Below are 19,309 nucleotides of genomic sequence, written 5' to 3' on the forward strand. Positions count from 1 at the left end.
AACATGAATGCGATACAGGGTCGCAAAACCTAGCATTCTTGCCCGCCAGTCCCTAAGTTGCCGCCAGCAATATCGGGCACAACAGGTCAGGACACCTATTTCCGTGGATCAGTACGCAGCATATGTCTGGGCAGCCTATGCCATCACCGGCGTCGGTCTGGCCGGTCTGGTTGGGGTCAGCATCGCCTATACGCGGCGCTGGCGGCAGCGTCTTGTCGATCTCGAACAGTCACAGAACAGCAACTGAACCTGCCGTTATGACCCGCCCGGAACCGTCGCCCGCCCAACCATCTGCAAAACGACCATGGCAACCGAAGCACCGCCGTCTCGCATGGCTCTGTGTCGGTGCGGTGGTGGTCTGTGCCGCTGCCTTTCTGGTGCTGTCGGCGCTGCAGCAGAACCTGACCTTTTTCTACAGCCCGGCGGATCTGGCGGAACTTGAGGCGGCTGGCAAGCCCTTGCCGGTCAACCGCACCATCCGTCTCGGCGGCATGGTGGCCGAGAATTCGCTGACCCGTGCCGATGATGGCCTCACCGTAAACTTTGTCGTGACCGATTACAGTGCCGAAACACCGGTGCGCTTCTCCGGCATCTTGCCCGATCTGTTCCGCGAGGGGCAGGGCGTGGTGGCAATCGGTATTCTGGCCGAGAATGGCCATTTCACGGCTGAGGAAATTCTCGCCAAGCATGACGAGAACTACATGCCGCCGGAAGTGGCGGCGGCGCTGGAGCGTGGCCGCACCGAAGCCGGTCAGGGCCCGCAGCATCGCACCGATACACTGATTGAGGGCAATCGCTGATGATTGCCGAACTGAGCCATTTCGCCCTCGTGCTGGCACTGGCCACGGCTGTTGTACAGGCAGTGGCCGGGCTGTTGCTGCTGCGTGATGGTGTACAGCATGATCCGATCCGTCGGCAGGCGGCATCCACCGTGGCGCGCCGGGCCGCCGGGGTGCAGGCCGGGTTGATCGCTGCTGCCTTTCTCGGGCTGATCTATCTGTTTCTGACTTCGGATTTCTCGGTCATCACTGTGATGGAGAACAGCCATTCCGCCAAGCCCCTGCTGTACAAGATCGCTGGCAGCTGGGGTAATCACGAAGGCTCGCTTCTGCTCTGGGTCATGGTGCTCGCCATCTTCGGCGCGGCGGTTGCCCTGAGTGGTGGCGGTTTGGACAGCGAGGCTGATACGGGCCGTTTGCGCCTGCGCGATGTCACTCTCGGCGTGCATGGACTGCTTGGTATCGGCTTTCTGCTGCTGTTGCTCTGGACCTCCAACCCGTTCGGGCGTCTGGTCGATCCGCCGATCGATGGCAATGATCTCAACCCGTTGTTGCAGGACCCGGCGCTGGCCTTCCACCCGCCGCTGCTCTATCTCGGTTATGTGGGTTTCTCCAGCACCTTTGCCTTTGCGGTTGCCGGGTTGATGATCGGTCGCCTTGACCGGGATTGGGCACAGGCGACCGGGCGCTACGTGTTGATTGCGTGGTCGACCCTGACCCTCGGCATCATGCTTGGCTCATGGTGGGCCTATTACGAGCTTGGCTGGGGTGGCTGGTGGTTCTGGGACCCGGTGGAGAATGCCAGCCTGATGCCATGGCTGGCGGGCACTGCGCTGCTGCATTCCATTCATGTGATGGCCAAGCGGGAGGCACTGGCGAGCTGGACCGTGCTGCTCTCGATCATCACCTTCTCGCTCTCGCTGCTCGGCACCTTCCTTGTGCGCTCCGGTGTGCTGACCAGCGTGCATGCTTTTGCCCTCGATCCCGAGCGCGGTATGTTCATTCTGGCGCTGATCGGTACGACCGTTGCCGGTGCGTTGGCGCTCTATGGCTGGCGTGCCGGGCAAGCCGGACGCATGGCCCCGAACCCCGATTTCGCCGCTATCAGCCGTGAAGGCGCACTGGTGCTGAACAATGTGCTGCTGGCGCTCGCCTGCGCGGTGGTGCTGCTCGGCACGCTCTATCCACTAGGTTTGCAACTGCTGAACCTGCCGCCGGTATCGGTCGGCCCGCCCTATTTCGAGGCGACGGTTGCCCCGCTGCTGGCGCCGCTGCTGCCAGCGATAGCAATCGCGCCGTTCCTGCCATGGCGCAAGGCATCGGTTGCGCCGGTTATGCGCCGCTTGCGCTGGTCATTGCTGATCGCTGTCATTATCGCGCTTGCCGTCATCTGGCCGGACCAGCCGGGCCGGGCCTTTGCCAGTGCCGGGTTTGCCGCTGGCCTCTGGATACTGGCGGCGACCCTGATGCAATGGCTGGAACGGGCGCAATTCAGCCTGTCCCGCGCGATCCGCCTGCCTGCCTGGCAACACGGGATGAGTGTTGCGCATCTGGGGCTGGCGGTCATGGTACTCGGCATTGCCGGGTCGTCAGTCTGGAGTACGGACCGTATCTTGCGCATGGAGCCTAATGAGCGGGTCAGCCTCGCCGGTTACACCATCCGCTTCAAGGGTGTCGAGCGGGTCGATGGCGACAATTACCAGTCGGATATGGGACGCCTCGAGATCAATCGGGGACGGTTCACCCTGACACCGGAAAAGCGCTGGTACCCGGTTTCCCAGATGCGCACCACCGAGGCAGCGATCCGTTTTGACGGCTGGGGCAATCTCTATGTCACCCTTGGTCAGCCTGATGAGGCCAACCGTCCGCTTGATGCTGGTGAGGCAACAGGACAGGCTGGCAGCGGCTGGTCGCTGCATTTGCAGTACCATCCGATGATTGCGCTGATCTGGATCGGGGTTGCTATCATGGCGCTGGGCGGGTTGATCGCGGCCAGTGACCGCCTCTTCGCCACCCGTGGTCGCAAGGTCGAGGCTGTGGCGGCGACACCAGCACCAGAGGTGGCGTCATGACCGGTAAACGCCTGCTGATCTGGTTGCCACTGTTGTTTGTCCTGTTGTTGGCGGCGGCATTTGCCATTGCGCTCAACCGTCCCGATAGCGCACCTGCCACGGCAGAACCGGCGCTGCTTGATCAGCCCTTGCCGCAATTTGATACGGCGGGTGATGAGGCAGCGGACTTTCTGACCGGTCTGGCGCATGGCGATATTACGCCGGGTCCATCCGGTCTGGCGCTGGTCAATTTCTATGCCTCATGGTGTGCACCGTGCCGGATCGAGCATCCCTATCTGTTACGCCTTGCCCGGGATGGGCAGGTGGCGGTCTATGGCATCGCCTATCGTGACAAGGTGGCGGATACAGCCGGTTATCTTGAAGAATTCGGCAATCCCTTCGCCATGACCGGTCTCGATCCGAAGGGTGAGGCGGCGCTGGCCTTCGGCATCACCGGTGTGCCGGAAACATTTGTGATCGACGCCGATGGCCGCATCCGCTTCCGCATACAGGGGCCTATTTCGGCTACGCAGTTTGATACGTTGCAAGAGGTGTTCGAGCGCCTGCAGGCTGCGGGGGCTTCCTGATGCGCCTTATGCTGATTGCCCTGACCCTGCTGTTCGCCATGCCTGCCGTGGCTGCCACCATCTCGCCCGAAGATGTGCTCGACGATCCGCAGCAGGAAGCGCGTGCGCAGGCGATGGCCGAGCGATTGCGCTGTGTCGTCTGCGCCAACCAGTCGATTGCCGATAGCGAGGCATCGCTGGCGATTGACATGCAACGGTTGATCCGCCGCCGCATTGCCGCCGGGGACAGTGATCAGGCCATCCTCGACGATCTGATTGCCCGCTATGGCGAGCGTATCCTGCTCAACCCGCCGATGACCACGCGCACGATCATCCTGTGGTCGCTGCCGCCAGCCTTGCTGGTACTGGTCGGGCTGGTCCTGTTCCTGCGCAAGCGGGGCAATGAGGCAGCGGCGCTGGAAGCAATCGCGATTGATGACTGGCAGGAGCCGTCATCATGATGTTCTGGATTGTGGCAGCCACACTTTCCGCGCTGGTCTGTGCGATCATTGCGGCACCGCTGGTACGGTTCAACAGGCTGTCGGCGGCGGTGGTCATTGGCGTGCCCCTGCTAGCCATGGGCATGTATCTCTATCTCGGTAATCCGTCCATGCCGGACCAGCCGCTGGCCGGTCGTGACCAGTCGGCCTTGGCGCGCAACAGCAACGCGCTGGCCGCTGCCGACCGCTTGGCCCGGCAACTGGCCGCTGATCCCGACAACCTCGCCGGGTGGACCTTGCTCGGCCAGACATGGCGGCTGCTCGGTCGCCACGGCGATGCAGCACAGGCATTCAGCCGGGCGGCGATGCTCGAGCCGGATAATGTGACCCTGCAACTGGCCCGGCTTGAGGCAATGATTGCCGCCGATGATGGCCAGATAGGTGTCGAGGCAGGGCGGTTGATTGATCGGCTCGTCCGTGACTTCCCCGATTTGCCCGGCACGCGGTTTTATCATGGACTGCAGTTATGGCAGGCGGGTGATCTGGAGACCGCAGTGGCCGAGTGGCGGGCCTTGCGCGCCGATGCTGTGGGGGATGAGCCATGGTTGCCGACACTGGAACGGCGTCTCGCCACGGTCGAAACACTCGGTCAGGACTAGCCTGCTGCGCTAGAGGCAGGCCATGCTCATGCGCTCATATTCCTGAGGATTGTCGAGCGCCTGTTGCCGCCGGTCCCGTTCGGCATAGAGTTTGCGCATCTGTTGATCGACAAGCCCGCTGACCTGCCCGGTCAGATCCCGTTGCAGATCAGGGGCAAGCCTGAACGGCACCGGTCCTGCTGCACCTTGCTGCAGTAGTTCGCTTTCCAGATGCGCTTCAATCAATCGCCGATACTCATTCACAACATTCCGGTCGATTTGCACATGTTTTTGCTCATGCTCGAGCAGGATGCGATATTCGCAGGTTCCGCGCTGGAGTTCTTTTGCCACAAAAATTCTGGATTGCAGGCTCAGCTGTATCACCAGTGAATTGATCCAGAGGCAGGTGTTGCCGGTGAAGAAACCGGTGCTTTCGCCAAAACCGATCTGGGTCTGTGCCTGAATATCGCCGACGGTCAGGCCGCCCACATGGTGACCATCCATGATCCCCAGTCGGGTATTGTTGTCACGTCCGGTCAGTTGGGCCAGATTTTGCGTGGTGTTGGTATGGACCGGTGAAATCTCCACCGTGACCTGAACGCTCGGCAAGCCTTCGCGTGTGCAGCTGGCTGCCTTGGCATCATGGACAGCCACAGGCGTCGTGAACCCGATCAGGGCGATTATCAACGCCAGCGCGAACAGTTTGTTTCTCATCCGAACCTTCCCCATTCCAGTTATGTAGGGTGCCAGATCGACCCTGCCACTGCAAATCATGGATTGGTGAGGTCGGATGATTTGACGCCCGGCTTATCTGCGTGAGGGGCAGATGCTGGCGACCCGCTGATACTCTGCCGGGGTATCGATCAGTGCCTGTCGCTGGTTCCGCTGTTTTTCGATGCGGTCCATTTCCAGATTGAGCTGGTCGGTAATCTGCTGCTGCAACTGTTCGCGCGCCTGTGCCAGCTGGCTGGTCTGGGTCTGCAACGGCAGGCGCAGTGAGGAGATCGAGCGTTGCGCGGCAGCACGGAGCAGGGGCGCTGCCTGACGCAGAACCAGAAGGTCGGTATTGTGGTGTTTGTACTCGTGTTCCAGCGCCGCGTTGTATTCGCAGGAGCCGCGCGGTCGGTCGCTGGAGATATAGATGATCGGATCATAGACCAGCGTCATATCGAGGCTTTGCAGGCCGAGGCAGGCAGCTGACCCTTGTGTCGCCTGCAGCATGTTGAACTGGGTGCGCAAGGTAATTTCCCCGTGATGCAGTCCGCCGATGCTGTGATGGCTGGTCAGCCCGGCGGCCCGGCCCGGATTGTGCCGGGTATAGAGCTGGCGCATCCGGTTCTGATCGGCATTGGGAATGATCCGCACCGGGCGGTTGTCGACATTGAGATTGAAGATCGGCGCATCCATGGTCGGGCACTGGATGCGCGGTTGCGCCTGCGCTTCCGGGGCGAGGGCGAGAATGAACAGAATGATTGTGGCGGCAATAACTCTCACAATCAGCCGTCCTGCCCTCCGGTTGCCTGTCCACCGGGCAGCACCGGTGGCTGGTGCACAAAACGTCCGGCCCCGCGGCAGGCAGTCAGGGTTTCCAGATTTTCGATCGCGGAATCATGGGCTACCTGCAACTCTTCCTGTTCCTTGTTCAGGCGGTCGATTTCCGTCTGTACGGCGGCGGTGATGGCATCGCCGATCGGCTTGCCCTGCTGTTGCGCCTGTTCCGGCGGCATCGGGCCGAGCACGCCTATCTTGTCCACGACGGCCTTGGCTGCCTGTTGCACGGTTTTCAACTCGCGCAATACCAGTGCCTTGCCCTGGGTATAGTGTTCCATCTCATGCTCAGCGATGGCGTTGTGCATGCAGGTGCCCTCTTCATAGATCTGGTTGACGAAGAGGGTGCCGGCCAGCACCAGATCGATGGTGACCTTGGCAGGCCAGACGCAGGCACCGGAATTGTCCCGTGCGGTGGCACCGCCGAACTCGACATTGGTATTGGCGCTCATCTCAATCAGCATCAGCCCGCCAAGCGCCCGGGCGGTATGGGGAACGGGGACGGCAACCGGCTTGTTGGTCATCTGGTTGATGCCGACCGATGTTTTGGTGAAATCCCGTTGCAGCGGCTGCTCGATCGGGCGTACGACCACTACCTGATGATCAGGCAGGGGGCAGGCCTGACCGGCTACAGCCATACCGGCGCCGGTGACGATATTGGAAAGCCATTCAAGGGCAGACATCGGTTTTATGCCTTGTTCATCCGGGGTTGGGCCGGGATGTCGTCTCCGGGCCTGCCCCAAGGGTATCGAACCATATCCGGGCCAGTATGCCCCCATCGCCTGATCCTGGTCAAAGACTGCGGCCCCTGCCTGACGGGCATTTGACCGAAACAGATCGCTGCTATGCAAAAAAACCTTTGCAGCCTTGCATTTTGGGCTTAGCCTGCGCGCCATTCTGGTTCACACAGTTGATGACCGACGAGTTGATGCCCGCCGCTACCACTGCCGAAACCGCAGACGCTCCCAAGGCCGGAACGGCCGCTGTTCCTGCGCTCGAAATTGCCGACCTTCACAAACGCTTTGGTGGCCTTGAGGTGCTCAAGGGTATTTCGCTTGAGGCCCATGATGGCGATGTGATTTCGGTCATCGGATCGAGCGGTTCCGGCAAATCCACCATGCTGCGCTGTGTCAACCTGCTCGAAACCCCCGATCAGGGCGAAATCCGCGTTAATGGCGAACTGATCCGTATGCGCAAGCGGCGGGATGGTACGTCGGAGCCTGCCGACAAGCGGCAGGTGGAGCGCATCCGCGCCCGGCTCGGCATGGTGTTTCAGGGCTTTAACCTCTGGTCCCACAAAACCGCACTCGAGAATGTCATCGAGGCACCGATCTATGTGCAGGGTCGCAAGCGTGCCGAGGTGGTCGAGGAAGCCCATGAACTGCTGAACAAGGTTGGCGTTTCGGCCAAGGCGGGTGCCTATCCGTCCGAACTGTCCGGTGGTCAGCAGCAACGGGTGGCGATTGCCCGGGCACTGGCCATGAAGCCCAAGGTTATGCTGTTCGATGAGCCGACCTCCGCCCTCGACCCCGAACTTGTGGGCGAGGTGCTGCGCGTGATGCGCAAGTTGGCCGAGGAAGGCAATACCATGCTGATCGTGACCCATGAGATGGGCTTTGCCCGCGAGGTCTCGTCCGAGGTGGTGTTCCTGCATCAGGGCCGGGTCGAGGAACGCGGCCCGCCGTCACAGGTTTTCGATATGCCGACCAGTGAGCGCTGTCGGCAGTTTCTGGCGAGCCAGCTCTGACGCTGGTGGCCGGTTTGAATTTCCCCCTTTCCCTTCATCCATTTCAGGAGATTTCCAAGCGATGAAAAAACTTCTTACTCTGGCTGCTGCTGCCGTCATGGCAGTCACCATGGTTGGCGAAGCCGCCGCCCGTGACAAGATCACGATCGCCACCGAGGGCGCCTACCCTCCATTCAACATGACCGATACTGCCGGTAACCTGACCGGTTTCGACGTGGAGATCGCCAACGCTCTCTGTGACTACATGAAGGTCGAGTGTGAGATCGTTGCCCAGGACTGGGACGGCATCATTCCAGCCCTGCTGGCCCATAAATACGACGCCATCGTTGCCTCCATGTCGATCACGGAAGAGCGCAAGAAGAGCGTTGCCTTCACCGACAAATATTATGAGACCCCGGCCCGTTTCGTGGTTCCTGACGGTGCGATGGAAGAGTTCGACGTCGACGGTATGAAAGATGCGATGGACGGCAAGATTGTCGGCGTTCAGGCCTCCACCATTCACTCGAACTTCCTCGAGGACAATCTCGGTGATGCCATCGATATCCGTTATTACGACACCCAGGAACAGGCCAATCTCGACCTTGCTGCCGGTCGTGTCGATGCCCTGCTGGCTGACAGCATCGTGCTTGACGAGAGCTTCCTGAAAACCCCGGAAGGCGAGGGCTACGGCTTCGTCGGTCCGGCGCTTGACGGTTCTGTCTGGGCCGGTTTCGGTGAAGGCGTCGGTATCGCCGTGCGCAAGGAAGATGAAGATCTGGTCAAGATGTTCAATGAAGCGATCAAGGGCATTCGCGAGAATGGCGAGTACATGAACATCCAGCAGAAGTACTTTGACTTTGACATCTATGGCGGCTGATTGCCGTTGATAACATGACCGGGGGCGGCAGTCTGATGATCATCTGCCGCCCCCGCTCTTTTGATGAACACTTGTTTCACGTTGATTTGAGCAGACTGACCAGCGGCCAATGCAGGAAACCCTCGCACTTTTTGCCATCGGTGATACCGGATGGGGCGATGAGCTCCTTGACGGGCTGTGGCTAACCGTACGGCTGGCGCTGGTTTCCTATGCCATCGGTTTTGTCATCGGGCTGCTCGGTGCCGGGGCCAAGCTCTCGCCCTTTGCCCTGTTGCGCGGTGCCGCCGAGACCTACACCACGGTCATTCGCGGCGTGCCGGAAATCCTTGTGGTGTTCCTGATCTATTTTGGCGGCAGTGTCGCGCTCGGCGGTTTTCTCAACCTGATCGGTTATGAGGGCCGGGTCGAGATCAATGGCTTCATTGCCGGTGTCGTGGCGCTGGCGACCGTGTCCGGTGCCTATCAGACCGAGGTATTGCGCGCCGGTATTCTCGCCGTGCCATCGGGGCAGATTGAGGCGGCTGACGCAATCGGGATGCCGAAGCTGCTGCGGTTCCGGCGAATTGTTCTGCCGCAACTGTTGCGCTATGCGCTGCCTGCGCTCGGCAATCTCTGGCTGGTGATGCTGAAGGATACCGCGATTATCTCTGTGGTCGGACTTGATGAGTTGCTGCGTTCTGCCGATGTGGCCGGACGCTCAACCAGAATGCAATTCACTTTCTTCATGGCGGCAGCATTGCTGTATCTGGTGCTGACGGTCATCTCCATGGCGGTAATCCAGCTGATTGAGCGTGGCACCATGCGCGGCGTCAAGCGCGCGTCACGGGCGTAGGGGATCGCGGCGATGGAAACCCTGCATACCGTTCTCAACTTCTTGCTAGGCTGGGCGCTGGACGCCGATCTGATTATCCGCGCCATTCCCGGCCTGATTGACGGTGCCGCCGTGACCGGCACGATGATCGGTTTCAGCCTGCTGATCGGATTGGTATTGGCCATCGCGCTTGCGGCCATGCGCCTGTCGGGCAAGCCGTGGCTCAACGGCCCGGCCTATGCCTATATGTTCTTCTTTCGCGGTACGCCGCTGCTGGTGCAGATATTCCTGATCTACAACCTGCCGGGCCTGTTCGAGGATCTGCGCAAGAGTCCGATCTGGCCCCTGATCCGCGATCCGATCTACTGGGCCATTCTGGCGCTGGCGCTGAACACGGCGGCCTATACCGCCGAGATCATCCGGGGCGCCATTCTGGCAGTACCGGCAAACGAGATTGAGGCCGCCCGGGCCATGGGCATGTCGCGCTGGATGGTGCTGCGCCGGATCATGGTGCCCCATGCCTTGCGTATCTCAATCCCGGCCTATGCCAATGAAGTGATCCTGCTGCTCAAGGGCAGTGCACTGGTTTCCGCGATCTCGATCATGGATATTGCCGGGCAGGCACAGCGCCTCTATGCCCGCACCTATGCGCCGTTCGAGCCGCTGATCGCAGCGGGGCTGGTCTATCTGGCGATCACCTTCATCATCACCCGGCTGGCCCGTTTCGGTGAGTATATGACGACACCGGAAGGTCGGCGCTGGTGGCGGCGCATCCGCTATCTGCGCAGCAGGGAGCCGGAGCCGGGCCTCAACCCGTCATAGCCCCATCGACAGTGCTGCGGTCGAAACCGGGCCCGTCCTATTCCTGTTTGAATTTCTCGATGGCCATATCGAGGCCACGCACTAACTGGCTGCCGACCGGGCCGCCATCGCCGCGCATGTTATGGGCGAGCACGGCGGTCATGGCATCCACATGAGCCTGGATGACGGCAATGCGCTTGGGGCTGAGTTCGGTCATGCTGTCGGTGAAATTGAACAGACCATCACCGAAACGGGTCAGCAGCGGGAAGTTGAAGGTGCCTGCCTCACCCTTGATTTCGCGGGCGGCCATGGCGACCTTGCGGATCAACTCGGTATCGCCGGGGTTGGCGGATTTCAGGGACTGGGCCAGATTGCGCAGTTCGTTGAGATCGGTTTTGACCTTGGTTACATAGTCATCACCACGCGCCGAGACCGCCTTTTCGGTGCGCTCAATCACCTTGGCATTGAATTTCGCGTTCGGGCCGCCACCAACCTTGTTCTTCAACTTGGTTGAAGGCTTGATGATCTCGACCTTGTCGCTATCGTTTCCATCACTGGCCATGATGCGGCCTCCGCTCCTTCATTCAGCCGCGGTTGCGGCGGTCCGGGCCGTTGAATGTCGCATTTCTGCGCCGTCTGTCCGGTCCGAAGTAATTCGTTGATTTTACAAAAGCGCGTGGCTTTTCGATGATGCTTGTCAAACGCGACACCACTGATTTGACGGAAACCGGTTTGGTCAAGAACTCGTTCACCCCGTAATCACGGGCTTCGATAACCCAATCAAGAGTTGAATAGGCCGATACCATGACAAAGGGCATGTAGCGAACTTCAGGATTGGGATGGTCGCGCACCCATTTCAACAGTTTGAGCCCGTCCATCGGCTCCATCGCCCAGTCGGTAAAGACCACGTCAAACAAGCTGTCTTCCCTGCCATCCTCCACGGCTGTATTGATCTTGTCTATGGCATCCTTGCCGTCGGTTGCGGCAATCACAGTTTTGCAACCAAGACCTTCAAAAATTTCTATCAGCAGACCGAGCATGAAATCGCTGTCGTCAACGACCAGTATCTTCAGGTCCGACAGATCATACTCACCACTACTACTCATCTTTTAACTACATATTCTCAACAGCTGGTTACCTGAAACAGCCGGTCTGGATTGCTGCTATCTCAGGGCTATCTGTATGTTTCTCTTTCAGTTTGTCATACCTGATCCGCGACCAATCGCAAAAGGCCTAATCAAATTACAGAAATTACGATGGCGTTTGATGCAGACCACACACAATAATACCGAAAAATGTCTGGAAGACCGGGGGACTGTGATTGGCAAACCGATGATCCGGCAGGGTCAGGAAACCGCAACACGCTGGATCGCGCGGCGCAGTGAATTGGAGAGTTCCTCGCCCAGCTGACCGCCGGTCCCGGCGACATTCTGGCTGACGACCACATCAATCGCATCGATATGCGCCTTGATCAGGTCGAGTTGGCGATCATTTACTGTCACCATCTGACGGGTGAACTGGTACAGGCTGTCACCAAACCGACCAAGCAGGGCATAGCCGAAGGTTTCCGCCTGTCCCTTGATTTCGCGCCCGATCTGGCTCAATGCCTGGATGGCGGGTTCCGGTTTGCTTCGGCTGGCGCGCAATTCCTGATAGAGCTGGCGCAGCTGGTCACGATCCTTGCCGGCCTGTTCCAGATACTTTTCCTTGTGCTGTTCAACCGCGGCTTCGGCCCGCATGATCGCGGCCTCGGAGATGTGCCCGCCGCCGACCTCATGGCCACCGACCTTTTCCCTGAGGGTATTCTTGCGGTTGATCAGGTGATGATCACCGCCGGTCCGTGTGCCCATACCCTGCTGGCCCAAGCTGGATTGGTCCAAACCGGTTTGGCGTCTAGTGCCGTTGTTCATAAACCCGCCGAATTTGCGAATGCAGTAACCTGCCCCAAGGGTCGAAACCCTTCCCTCGGAACAATCTATCACAAAATCAAATAAAATTTGCCTGAAATTATCGCATCATGCGACGGCCAGACGCAGTGTCAGGTGCCCTTGCGCCGTTCGGTGCCGCCATAGGGCAGTTTCTGACGCCGCCGGTCGGGACCGAAATAGTTGCTGGTGCGGATGAAAGGGCGGGGTCGTTCGATAACCGTCAACAGCCGTTTGGCGACCGCCTGTGCCGATACCGGCTTGGTCAGGAATTCGGTGGCCCCCCAGTCACGGGCCTGGGTTACCCAGTCCATGGTGGAATAGGCGGTCAGCATGATGAACGGCATGAAGCGGATGGCTTCATTATCGTGAGTGCGGATCCATTTGAGCAGGTCGAGGCCGTTCATCGGCTTCATCGCCCAGTCGGAAATGACCACATCGTAATCCGAATGGCTGTCCATACCATTGCTGGTGGAGCGAAGCAGTTCCGAGATGGCATCCTCGCCATTGCTGATCGAGGTGATGTTGCCGACCTCAAGATTTTCCAGCAGCGCCATCATGATCTCGCGCATGAACGAGCTGTCCTCGACCAGAAGGATCGACAGTTTGCTCAGGTCATAAACAAGATTGGAAGTTGCCACAGTCGCAGGGTTTCTGAAGTTGTTTAACGGTTATTCATTCGACAAATCATATGGCGCGAACTCTCTGTTTATCAAAGCCATGTCATTTTTTCCACCTTAGTATCAGCAAGTCTCCCCCGCACAAATCGGGGGATGCCGGACGAACACAGGATGTTTTCCGGCATTTGCACCCGACTTTCCGATGTGATTTGGTCACGTGTGCAGGATAACCCGCAGTGACGATCAAAATGTTAATATATCAGGAACCTTGTGTTGTTCATGATCGGACACTAGGTTCCCGCTCGATAGGCGTTGTTCGACGTCCCACCCACTGATGAGAGAAGACAAGACATGTACGGTGCTGATCCGTTCCTGTGGCTGATCCTGACAGTCATTGGCATTTACAAGTTTATCGTATTCGTCGCCGTGATTGCGCATCTGCTGGTGCAATTCAATGTGATCAATACCGGCAATCGCTTTGTCTATCTGGTCTATGATTTTCTGATGCGGGCAACCGAACCCGCCTTGCGGAAAATCCGTCAGTATCTGCCGGCCATGGGTGGGATTGATCTGTCACCGCTGGTCTTGCTGATCGGACTTGAGTTCCTCAGCCGTCTTATCGTTTACGTCTGGCCGTTATAATGACTGCAACTCTGATTGATGGAAAAGCGACGGCGGCAACCGTTCGCGAACATGTCGCCAGTGCTGTTGCCGATCTGGTCGCAGCCGGTGTGCCGAAACCCGCACTGGCGGTCGTGCTGGTCGGCGAGGATCCGGCCAGTCAGGTCTATGTCGGCAGCAAGGGCAAGGCAACGGAAGCGGCAGGCATGACCAGTATCGAGCATCGCCTGCCTGCCGATGTGCCGGAGAGCGATTTGCTCAAACTGATTGCCGAGATGAATGCCGATCCGGTGGTCAATGGCATTCTGGTGCAACTGCCCCTGCCGAAACATATCGACGAGGACCGGGTCATTGCCGCCATTGATCCGATCAAGGATGTGGACGGTTTTCATCCGCTCAATGTCGGTGCGCTGGCCTCGGGTACCCGTGGTCTGGTGCCCTGCACGCCGCTCGGTTGCCGCCATCTGGTCAATACGGTCCATGGCAATGACCTGTCCGGTCTGACTGCCGTGATCATAGGTCGGTCGAATATTGTCGGCAAGCCGATGGCGCAGCTGCTGCTCGCGGCCAATGCCACGGTGACCATTGCCCATTCACGTACCGCCGACCTGCCTGCGCTCGCGGCCACGGCGGATATTCTGGTGGCGGCTGTTGGTCGCCCTGAAATGGTACGCGGTGACTGGGTCAAGCCCGGCGCCACGGTCATTGATGTGGGCATCAACCGTCTGGCACCCGATGACACCAGCCCGAAAGGCCGTCTGGTCGGTGATGTGGCCTTCGATGAGGCGAAGGCTGTCGCCGGTGCCATTACCCCGGTCCCGGGCGGTGTCGGTCCCATGACCATTGCCTGCCTGCTGGTCAATACCGTACTCGCCTGCTGTCAACAGCATGACAGGCCGGTCCCGGCGATCATCGATCACTTCTCTATTTAAGGATTTTGAGCCGAAACGGCGGGTCAGCGTCTGCCGCTGTCATTGCCACCGGCGGCGGCTTCACGTTCCTGCTGCTGGCGCAGTTGCGCCCGGCGGTCATGGGCCGGTGGCACGCAGGTATCGGCAGTGGCCTTCAGGCCGCGCACAAGGGCGCGTCCGGCAGAGCCGCCATCACCACGGATTTTCTGGTTGTAGACCAGAAAGATGGCGTCGCAATGGGCTTCGATGGTGGCCAGATATTTCGGATGATCCGGCGGGGCATGTTCAAGCACGCGCCCGGCGGAACCGGAGACGAATGAAATGATCTCGAAGCCGAATACACCGGCCTGACCTTCCATATCATGCACGAGACGCAGTAGCGGTTTCTGCCATGTCTCGACTGGTTGGGTTGAAATCTGGGAGGAAAGCTCGCGCAGCTGTTCGATGTCGTCCTTCAGGCGGGTGTCATACTCCTCAGCCAGATCGGCGACGCGGGCCTCGGCCTTCTCGATCGCTTCCTTGGGCGAGATACCTTCCTGACGGCTGGCCTTGTTCTTGAGGTTGTTGCGCACCTCAATAATGCGAAAAGGATGGCCTGTACTGCTGTTGTTCTCGGTCATCAATGACTATCCGCGGCCCTTGAAAATGGCTTCGACTTCTTCCTGTGTCAGGCCGATACCCTTGGAATCAACAGCATTTGGTGTACCACGTTTTTCCACGCCGCCAAATTCCGCACTGACACGTCGGCGGCGATCCGGGCCAAAATACTGGCCAGCCTGAATGAACGGTCGCTGATGTTCGATAACATAGGCGACACGTTCATATAACACAGCCGGGGCCACCGGTTTTACCAGAAATTCGGTGGCACCTGCATCGCGGGCCCTGAGGACCGAGTGCATATCGGCATGGCCGGTCAGGAAAATGATCGGCAGATAGCGGTTGGGCAGGTCGGGATTGTTGCGGATGGTGCGGGTCAGCTCATACCCGTCAACCGGTTCCATCATGCTGTCACAGATCAGCATGTCGACATCCATTTCGTCGAACAGCTTGATCGCTTTCTCGCCATTCTCGGCGGTAGCGATCCGTCCGACCCCGAAACCGGCAAGCATTTCCTGCAACAGACGACGCATAAATGCGCTCTGATCTGCAACTACGATAGAAACGTCACCGAGATGAAAAGCCATTGTCCAGATGTTACCAGCTTATTATCTATCAGGCATTATCCGGTCGCGGATGAAGCGCAAAAACACTGCATCGTAGTCGCCGCACCGCCTGCCGGGGTGCCCATGCCTGCCCTCAAGATAACGAAACAAGAATAGACTTCTTAAATCCTTAACCCTTTCCACATAAACCATTTTGCGGGTCAAGGCCACCCTCGGCTGCGTTTTCGCTGCCGGTTTTGTGCCGATGGTGGCAATTCATCGTCACCTGTTGTTTTAATCACTCTGTTGGCGCTGGCGCAAACGCAGGCGCAGCGCGTTCAGTTTGATGAACCCGGCGGCATCTACCTGATCGTAAACCGCATCTTCCTCGAAGGTCACATGCTCGAGGCTGTAGAGGCTCTTCGGTGATTTGCGGCCAACGATGCTGGCACTGCCCTTGTAGAGCTTCATCCGAACGGTACCGGTGACATTTTCCTGGGTCTGATCGATCAGCGCCTGCAGGGCCTCACGCTCGGGCGAGAACCAGAAGCCGTTATAGATCAGCTTGGCATAGCGGGGCATCAGCTCGTCCTTGAGGTGCCCTGCGTCACGGTCGAGGGTGATGCTCTCGATGCCACGGCGGGCAATCGACAGAAGCGTGCCACCGGGGGTCTCGTAAACGCCGCGGCTCTTCATGCCGACGAAACGGTTCTCGACCAGATCGAGGCGACCGATGCCGTGCTTGCCGGCCAGTTCGTTGAGCTTGGTCAGCATGGCAGCCGGGCCGAGTGCCTCGCCGTCAACCGCAACCGGGTCGCCGCGCTCAAAATCGATCTCGACATATTGCGGGGTGTCCGGTGCCTTTTCCGGGCTGATCGTGCGGGTGTACATGCTGTCATCAGCCTCGACCCATGGGTCCTCCAGCGCCTTGCCCTCATAGGAGATGTGGAGCAGGTTGGCATCGGTCGAATATGGTGGCTCGCCGCGTTTGTCCTTGGCGATTGGAATCTGGTGCTTCTCGGCATAGTCGAGCAGGCGGGTCCGTGAGGTCAGATCCCATTCGCGCCATGGCGCAATCACCTGAATATCGGGCTTGAGGGCATAATAGCCGAGCTCGAACCGCACTTGATCATTGCCCTTGCCGGTCGCGCCGTGGGCCACCGCATCGGCACCGGTCTGCCGGGCGATTTCGATCTGGCGCTTGGCGATCAGTGGCCGGGCAATCGAGGTGCCGAGCAGGTAGGTTCCTTCATAAAGCGCATTGGCCCGGAACATCGGGAAGACGAAGTCGCGGACAAATTCCTCACGCAGATCGTCGATGAAGATTTCCTTCACGCCCATCATTTCCGCTTTGGCACGGGCCGGTTCAACCTCTTCGCCCTGACCGAGATCGGCGGTGAAGGTGACAACCTCGCAGGCATAGGTTTCCTGCAGCCAGCGCAGGATGACGGAGGTATCGAGGCCGCCGGAATAGGCGAGGACGATTTTCTTGATCTTCTTGTCGGTATTGCTGCTCATCGGGACCGATTTTCCAGTGATGTCAGAGGGGGATCAGTCTGGAAGCGACTGACCTGTCAGGGAAACTTTGGCGGCAAATTAGGCGCTCTACGCGCCAAACGCAACCGGTGTCGCGCGGTTCTTTGTTTAGCCCGGTAATATCCATGTTTGCCACAGCTGTCGGCCCGATTATCGGGGAAGTGTTCGGCGGCTTTGCGTCATCAGGGGCAGATGGCGTAAAATATCCGTCAATGCACGCGAACGTTGCACCAATGATGAGAACCTGATCATGTCCTTGCAGCCCTTTGATTTCCCGGCCGATGCGAATGTAATCGTCGGCACCGAGCTTGATGACAGCCTGACCGGTACCTTCGCCGCCGATGGCATATTGGGGCAGGGCGGTGATGACCGGCTGATCGGCGGTGCCGGGGCCGATACGCTCGATGGCGGCGCGGGTGGTGATTATCTCAACAGTGGCGATGCCGCTGACCTGATCTATGGCAGAGCCGGGGCTGATACGGTCTATGCCGGCGCAGATCGCGATGTGATCTATGGCGGTGATGAGATCGACCGGGTGTTCGGTGAGGCCGGTAACGATACGCTCTATGGCGGTGCCGACAGCGATATCCTGTATGGCAATCTTGATACCGACCAGCTCTATGGCGATGACGGGGATGACGTTCTCTATGGCGGTCAGGGCATCGACTATGTCCGGGGATCGTTTGGCAATGATGTGCTCTATGGCAACCGTGACAATGACACGGTTTTCGGTGGGGATGGGGCTGATACGCTCTATGGCGGACAGGGCGATGACTGGCTCAGCGGTGGCGATGGCAGCAATGTGCTGTTCGGTGGCGATGGCGTTGATACGGCCGATTATAGCGGTTTCAATTTCTCTATCGTTGCCGGGATTGAGAGCGGCACGGTTCTGTTCGGAGCCGAGACCGACACTATCCTGAGCATCGAGAATATCGTCACCGGCTCAGGTGGCGATTATCTTACCGGCAGTGCCACCAACAACCGTCTCGATGGCGGGGCGGGCAATGACACCATCGATGGTCTGGGTAATCCGGATATTCTGATTGGCGGCTCCGGCAATGACTCAATTTTAGGGCGTGCCGACGGTGAAACCATTGATGGCGGAACCGGTGTCGATATCGTGAACTTCATCCATGTCGGCAATGCACCAATGCGGGTCGAGTTCGAGACCGGGCGTATTGAACTGCTCATTGATGGCCAACTGCACCTGCGCGGTCATATCTCCAATGTCGAGAACCTGATTGCGACCCCGGCTGCCGATACATTGGCCGGGAATACCGGCGACAATCTGCTGTTTGCCGGCGCAGGGCATGATCTGATAATCGCCACGATCGGTAACGATGTGTATACCGGCGATGTTGGCAACGATACGGTCGACTTCACCTATATCGATGTTGAGCTGGACATTGATCTGGCTGCGTCGACCGCTGATTTCATCGTTGATGAAACCACCCCCCAACAAATCGTACTCAGCTCCATCGAAGCGATTATCGGTGGCGGCATGGCCGATACCATATCCCTGACAGATGCCAATGATATTACCTTTGGCGGGTTCGGGGACGATATCATCTATGGCCTTGGCGGAAATGACCTGATCTATGGCAACCGCGATTCAGATATCATCCGCGGCGATGCCGGTAATGACACCATCTTTGGTGGGCAGGAAGCCGACACCATATCTGCCGGGACCGGGGATGATGTTGTCTTCGGCAATATGGGTGATGATATCATCCGTGGCGGGGCGGGCAGTGACACGCTCTATGGCGGGCAGGGCAATGACACGATCGAGACCGGTGGTGGCGCCGATGTCATCTACGGCAACCTCGGTGATGGCGATATCGTCGATTTTGCCGGTGACAACCTTTCCTACATCATTGATCTCGCCAATGACCGGGCCAACTATATCGATTTTCAGGCCAATCCCGCTGCCCTCTTCATCATCGGCATTGAAGGTGCCGTCGGTGGCAATGGTGATGACAGCGTTATCGGGGATTCCTTCAACAACCTGATCGGTGGCGGGCAGGGTACGGATACCCTTATCGGCGGGCTGGGTAATGATACCTTCCGGTTTGAAACCGGTGAGGAGAATGACCTGATCAGTGACTTTGCCGATATTGCCGATACCCTGCTGCTCGATATCCGGCTGGGTGTCAGCTCTGCCGCCGAGGCGATGGCGGTGGCAAGTGTTGCGGAAAACGGTACCGATACCGTGTTCAACTTCGTCAGCGGTGACACGCTGACGCTTGCCGGCATTTTGCCGACGGGCATCAGCGACGGCAGCTTTGTCTTCTACGACAGCCTGATGCCGTGATTGCCG

General features: G+C 58.8%; 23 protein-coding genes. 13 read left to right on the forward strand and 10 right to left on the reverse strand.

Going from position 1 to position 19,309, the window contains the following annotated elements; genetic code table 11:
* The first annotated feature begins 7 nt into the window (after positions 1 to 7).
* Genes CBB62_02615 through CBB62_02640 form a run of 6 tightly spaced genes read left to right on the forward strand, consistent with a single transcriptional unit; the run spans position 8 to position 4,495 of the window.
* Positions 8 to 247 carry a heme exporter protein CcmD gene (locus tag CBB62_02615; GenBank protein OUT41266.1) on the forward strand — a complete coding sequence of 80 codons (240 nt, stop codon included), beginning with the start codon at positions 8 to 10 and terminating at the stop codon, positions 245 to 247.
* 10 nt (positions 248 to 257) lie between these two features.
* Positions 258 to 800, forward strand: a complete 543-nt coding sequence (locus tag CBB62_02620; protein OUT41267.1) for a cytochrome c biogenesis protein CcmE — start codon at positions 258 to 260, stop codon at positions 798 to 800.
* A complete protein-coding gene (locus tag CBB62_02625; protein OUT41268.1) occupies positions 800 to 2,851 on the forward strand; it encodes a hypothetical protein in 2,052 nt (683 codons plus the stop codon). The genes CBB62_02620 and CBB62_02625 overlap by 1 nt, the downstream gene beginning before the upstream one ends.
* Complete coding sequence (locus CBB62_02630) at positions 2,848 to 3,417, forward strand: hypothetical protein (protein OUT41269.1); 570 nt, start codon at positions 2,848 to 2,850, stop codon at positions 3,415 to 3,417. The genes CBB62_02625 and CBB62_02630 overlap by 4 nt, the downstream gene beginning before the upstream one ends.
* On the forward strand, positions 3,417 to 3,857 hold the full coding sequence (locus tag CBB62_02635; protein OUT41270.1) for a hypothetical protein: 441 nt from the start codon (positions 3,417 to 3,419) through the stop codon (positions 3,855 to 3,857). Before CBB62_02630 ends, CBB62_02635 begins: the two co-directional genes overlap by 1 nt.
* Positions 3,854 to 4,495 carry a hypothetical protein gene (locus tag CBB62_02640; protein OUT41271.1) on the forward strand — a complete coding sequence of 214 codons (642 nt, stop codon included), beginning with the start codon at positions 3,854 to 3,856 and terminating at the stop codon, positions 4,493 to 4,495. The genes CBB62_02635 and CBB62_02640 overlap by 4 nt, the downstream gene beginning before the upstream one ends.
* A gap of 9 nt (positions 4,496 to 4,504) precedes the next feature.
* Here CBB62_02640 and CBB62_02645 read toward each other — a convergent pair whose 3' ends face one another.
* The 3 genes from CBB62_02645 to CBB62_02655 form a co-directional block, all read right to left on the reverse strand.
* A complete protein-coding gene (locus CBB62_02645; protein OUT41272.1) occupies positions 4,505 to 5,188 on the reverse strand; it encodes a hypothetical protein in 684 nt (227 codons plus the stop codon).
* A 93-nt stretch (positions 5,189 to 5,281) separates the two neighbouring features.
* Positions 5,282 to 5,968 carry a hypothetical protein gene (locus tag CBB62_02650; protein ID OUT41273.1) on the reverse strand — a complete coding sequence of 229 codons (687 nt, stop codon included), beginning with the start codon at positions 5,966 to 5,968 and terminating at the stop codon, positions 5,282 to 5,284.
* A 2-nt stretch (positions 5,969 to 5,970) separates the two neighbouring features.
* Entirely contained in the window at positions 5,971 to 6,705 is a 735-nt protein-coding gene (locus CBB62_02655; GenBank protein ID OUT41274.1) for a hypothetical protein, read from the reverse strand.
* Between the two features lie 245 nt (positions 6,706 to 6,950).
* Between CBB62_02655 and CBB62_02660 the strand changes: the two genes are divergently transcribed.
* The 4 genes from CBB62_02660 (at position 6,951) to CBB62_02675 (ending at position 10,258) form a co-directional block, all read left to right on the forward strand.
* Positions 6,951 to 7,769, forward strand: coding sequence for a histidine/lysine/arginine/ornithine ABC transporter ATP-binding protein (locus CBB62_02660; protein ID OUT42604.1), 819 nt, complete (start codon positions 6,951 to 6,953; stop codon positions 7,767 to 7,769).
* Positions 7,770 to 7,830: 61 nt separating this feature from the next.
* Complete coding sequence (locus CBB62_02665) at positions 7,831 to 8,625, forward strand: nickel transporter (GenBank protein OUT41275.1); 795 nt, start codon at positions 7,831 to 7,833, stop codon at positions 8,623 to 8,625.
* A gap of 109 nt (positions 8,626 to 8,734) precedes the next feature.
* Positions 8,735 to 9,457 (forward strand): ABC transporter, encoded by a 723-nt coding sequence (locus CBB62_02670; GenBank protein ID OUT41276.1) that lies wholly within the window; start codon positions 8,735 to 8,737, stop codon positions 9,455 to 9,457.
* A gap of 57 nt (positions 9,458 to 9,514) precedes the next feature.
* Complete coding sequence (locus CBB62_02675; protein OUT42605.1) at positions 9,515 to 10,258, forward strand: hypothetical protein; 744 nt, start codon at positions 9,515 to 9,517, stop codon at positions 10,256 to 10,258.
* A 37-nt stretch (positions 10,259 to 10,295) separates the two neighbouring features.
* Here CBB62_02675 and CBB62_02680 read toward each other — a convergent pair whose 3' ends face one another.
* From CBB62_02680 to CBB62_02695, 4 genes are all read right to left on the reverse strand, one after another.
* Entirely contained in the window at positions 10,296 to 10,799 is a 504-nt protein-coding gene (locus tag CBB62_02680; GenBank protein ID OUT41277.1) for a hypothetical protein, read from the reverse strand.
* 22 nt (positions 10,800 to 10,821) lie between these two features.
* Positions 10,822 to 11,343 (reverse strand): hypothetical protein, encoded by a 522-nt coding sequence (locus CBB62_02685; protein OUT41278.1) that lies wholly within the window; start codon positions 11,341 to 11,343, stop codon positions 10,822 to 10,824.
* A gap of 240 nt (positions 11,344 to 11,583) precedes the next feature.
* On the reverse strand, positions 11,584 to 12,087 hold the full coding sequence (locus tag CBB62_02690) for a hypothetical protein (protein OUT41279.1): 504 nt from the start codon (positions 12,085 to 12,087) through the stop codon (positions 11,584 to 11,586).
* Between the two features lie 188 nt (positions 12,088 to 12,275).
* Positions 12,276 to 12,803, reverse strand: a complete 528-nt coding sequence (locus CBB62_02695; GenBank protein ID OUT41280.1) for a hypothetical protein — start codon at positions 12,801 to 12,803, stop codon at positions 12,276 to 12,278.
* Between the two features lie 330 nt (positions 12,804 to 13,133).
* On the opposite strand from CBB62_02695, the gene CBB62_02700 reads away from it, so the two are divergent.
* Positions 13,134 to 13,424: a hypothetical protein gene (locus CBB62_02700; protein OUT41281.1), complete on the forward strand. Its 291-nt coding sequence runs from the start codon at positions 13,134 to 13,136 to the stop codon at positions 13,422 to 13,424.
* On the forward strand, positions 13,424 to 14,335 hold the full coding sequence (locus tag CBB62_02705; GenBank protein OUT41282.1) for a bifunctional methylenetetrahydrofolate dehydrogenase/methenyltetrahydrofolate cyclohydrolase: 912 nt from the start codon (positions 13,424 to 13,426) through the stop codon (positions 14,333 to 14,335). The genes CBB62_02700 and CBB62_02705 overlap by 1 nt, the downstream gene beginning before the upstream one ends.
* 23 nt (positions 14,336 to 14,358) lie before the next feature.
* On the opposite strand, the gene CBB62_02710 is transcribed toward CBB62_02705, so the two are convergent.
* The 3 genes from CBB62_02710 to CBB62_02720 all read right to left on the reverse strand — a co-directional run bounded on the left by CBB62_02710 (position 14,359) and on the right by CBB62_02720 (position 16,974).
* Positions 14,359 to 14,934, reverse strand: a complete 576-nt coding sequence (locus tag CBB62_02710) for a hypothetical protein (protein ID OUT41283.1) — start codon at positions 14,932 to 14,934, stop codon at positions 14,359 to 14,361.
* Between the two features lie 6 nt (positions 14,935 to 14,940).
* The gene (locus CBB62_02715; protein ID OUT41284.1) at positions 14,941 to 15,498 is read right to left on the reverse strand and encodes a hypothetical protein; all 558 of its coding nucleotides are present in this window, start codon (positions 15,496 to 15,498) and stop codon (positions 14,941 to 14,943) included.
* A 252-nt stretch (positions 15,499 to 15,750) separates the two neighbouring features.
* Positions 15,751 to 16,974, reverse strand: coding sequence for an argininosuccinate synthase (locus CBB62_02720; GenBank protein ID OUT41285.1), 1,224 nt, complete (start codon positions 16,972 to 16,974; stop codon positions 15,751 to 15,753).
* Positions 16,975 to 17,242: 268 nt separating this feature from the next.
* On the opposite strand from CBB62_02720, the gene CBB62_02725 reads away from it, so the two are divergent.
* Positions 17,243 to 19,303 (forward strand): hypothetical protein, encoded by a 2,061-nt coding sequence (locus tag CBB62_02725; GenBank protein OUT41286.1) that lies wholly within the window; start codon positions 17,243 to 17,245, stop codon positions 19,301 to 19,303.
* Positions 19,304 to 19,309: the final 6 nt, after the last annotated feature.

This window comes from Micavibrio sp. TMED2 (genome assembly GCA_002168225.1).
GTDB lineage: Bacteria > Pseudomonadota > Alphaproteobacteria > TMED2 > TMED2 > TMED2.

Excerpts from the sequence above, each read along its gene's own strand:
- CBB62_02615 (OUT41266.1), top strand. The coding sequence starts at position 8 with ATGCGATACAGGGTCGCAAAACCTAGCATTCTTGCCCGCCAGTCCCTA.
- CBB62_02620 (OUT41267.1), top strand. The coding sequence starts at position 258 with ATGACCCGCCCGGAACCGTCGCCCGCCCAACCATCTGCAAAACGACCA.
- CBB62_02625 (OUT41268.1), top strand. The coding sequence starts at position 800 with ATGATTGCCGAACTGAGCCATTTCGCCCTCGTGCTGGCACTGGCCACG.
- CBB62_02630 (OUT41269.1), top strand. The coding sequence starts at position 2,848 with ATGACCGGTAAACGCCTGCTGATCTGGTTGCCACTGTTGTTTGTCCTG.
- CBB62_02635 (OUT41270.1), top strand. The coding sequence starts at position 3,417 with ATGCGCCTTATGCTGATTGCCCTGACCCTGCTGTTCGCCATGCCTGCC.
- CBB62_02640 (OUT41271.1), top strand. The coding sequence starts at position 3,854 with ATGATGTTCTGGATTGTGGCAGCCACACTTTCCGCGCTGGTCTGTGCG.
- CBB62_02645 (OUT41272.1), bottom strand. The coding sequence starts at position 5,188 with ATGAGAAACAAACTGTTCGCGCTGGCGTTGATAATCGCCCTGATCGGG.
- CBB62_02655 (OUT41274.1), bottom strand. The coding sequence starts at position 6,705 with ATGTCTGCCCTTGAATGGCTTTCCAATATCGTCACCGGCGCCGGTATG.
- CBB62_02660 (OUT42604.1), top strand. The coding sequence starts at position 6,951 with ATGCCCGCCGCTACCACTGCCGAAACCGCAGACGCTCCCAAGGCCGGA.
- CBB62_02665 (OUT41275.1), top strand. The coding sequence starts at position 7,831 with ATGAAAAAACTTCTTACTCTGGCTGCTGCTGCCGTCATGGCAGTCACC.
- CBB62_02670 (OUT41276.1), top strand. The coding sequence starts at position 8,735 with ATGCAGGAAACCCTCGCACTTTTTGCCATCGGTGATACCGGATGGGGC.
- CBB62_02680 (OUT41277.1), bottom strand. The coding sequence starts at position 10,799 with ATGGCCAGTGATGGAAACGATAGCGACAAGGTCGAGATCATCAAGCCT.
- CBB62_02685 (OUT41278.1), bottom strand. The coding sequence starts at position 11,343 with ATGAGTAGTAGTGGTGAGTATGATCTGTCGGACCTGAAGATACTGGTC.
- CBB62_02690 (OUT41279.1), bottom strand. The coding sequence starts at position 12,087 with ATGGGCACACGGACCGGCGGTGATCATCACCTGATCAACCGCAAGAAT.
- CBB62_02700 (OUT41281.1), top strand. The coding sequence starts at position 13,134 with ATGTACGGTGCTGATCCGTTCCTGTGGCTGATCCTGACAGTCATTGGC.
- CBB62_02705 (OUT41282.1), top strand. The coding sequence starts at position 13,424 with ATGACTGCAACTCTGATTGATGGAAAAGCGACGGCGGCAACCGTTCGC.
- CBB62_02710 (OUT41283.1), bottom strand. The coding sequence starts at position 14,934 with ATGACCGAGAACAACAGCAGTACAGGCCATCCTTTTCGCATTATTGAG.
- CBB62_02715 (OUT41284.1), bottom strand. The coding sequence starts at position 15,498 with ATGGCTTTTCATCTCGGTGACGTTTCTATCGTAGTTGCAGATCAGAGC.
- CBB62_02720 (OUT41285.1), bottom strand. The coding sequence starts at position 16,974 with ATGAGCAGCAATACCGACAAGAAGATCAAGAAAATCGTCCTCGCCTAT.
- CBB62_02725 (OUT41286.1), top strand. The coding sequence starts at position 17,243 with ATGTCCTTGCAGCCCTTTGATTTCCCGGCCGATGCGAATGTAATCGTC.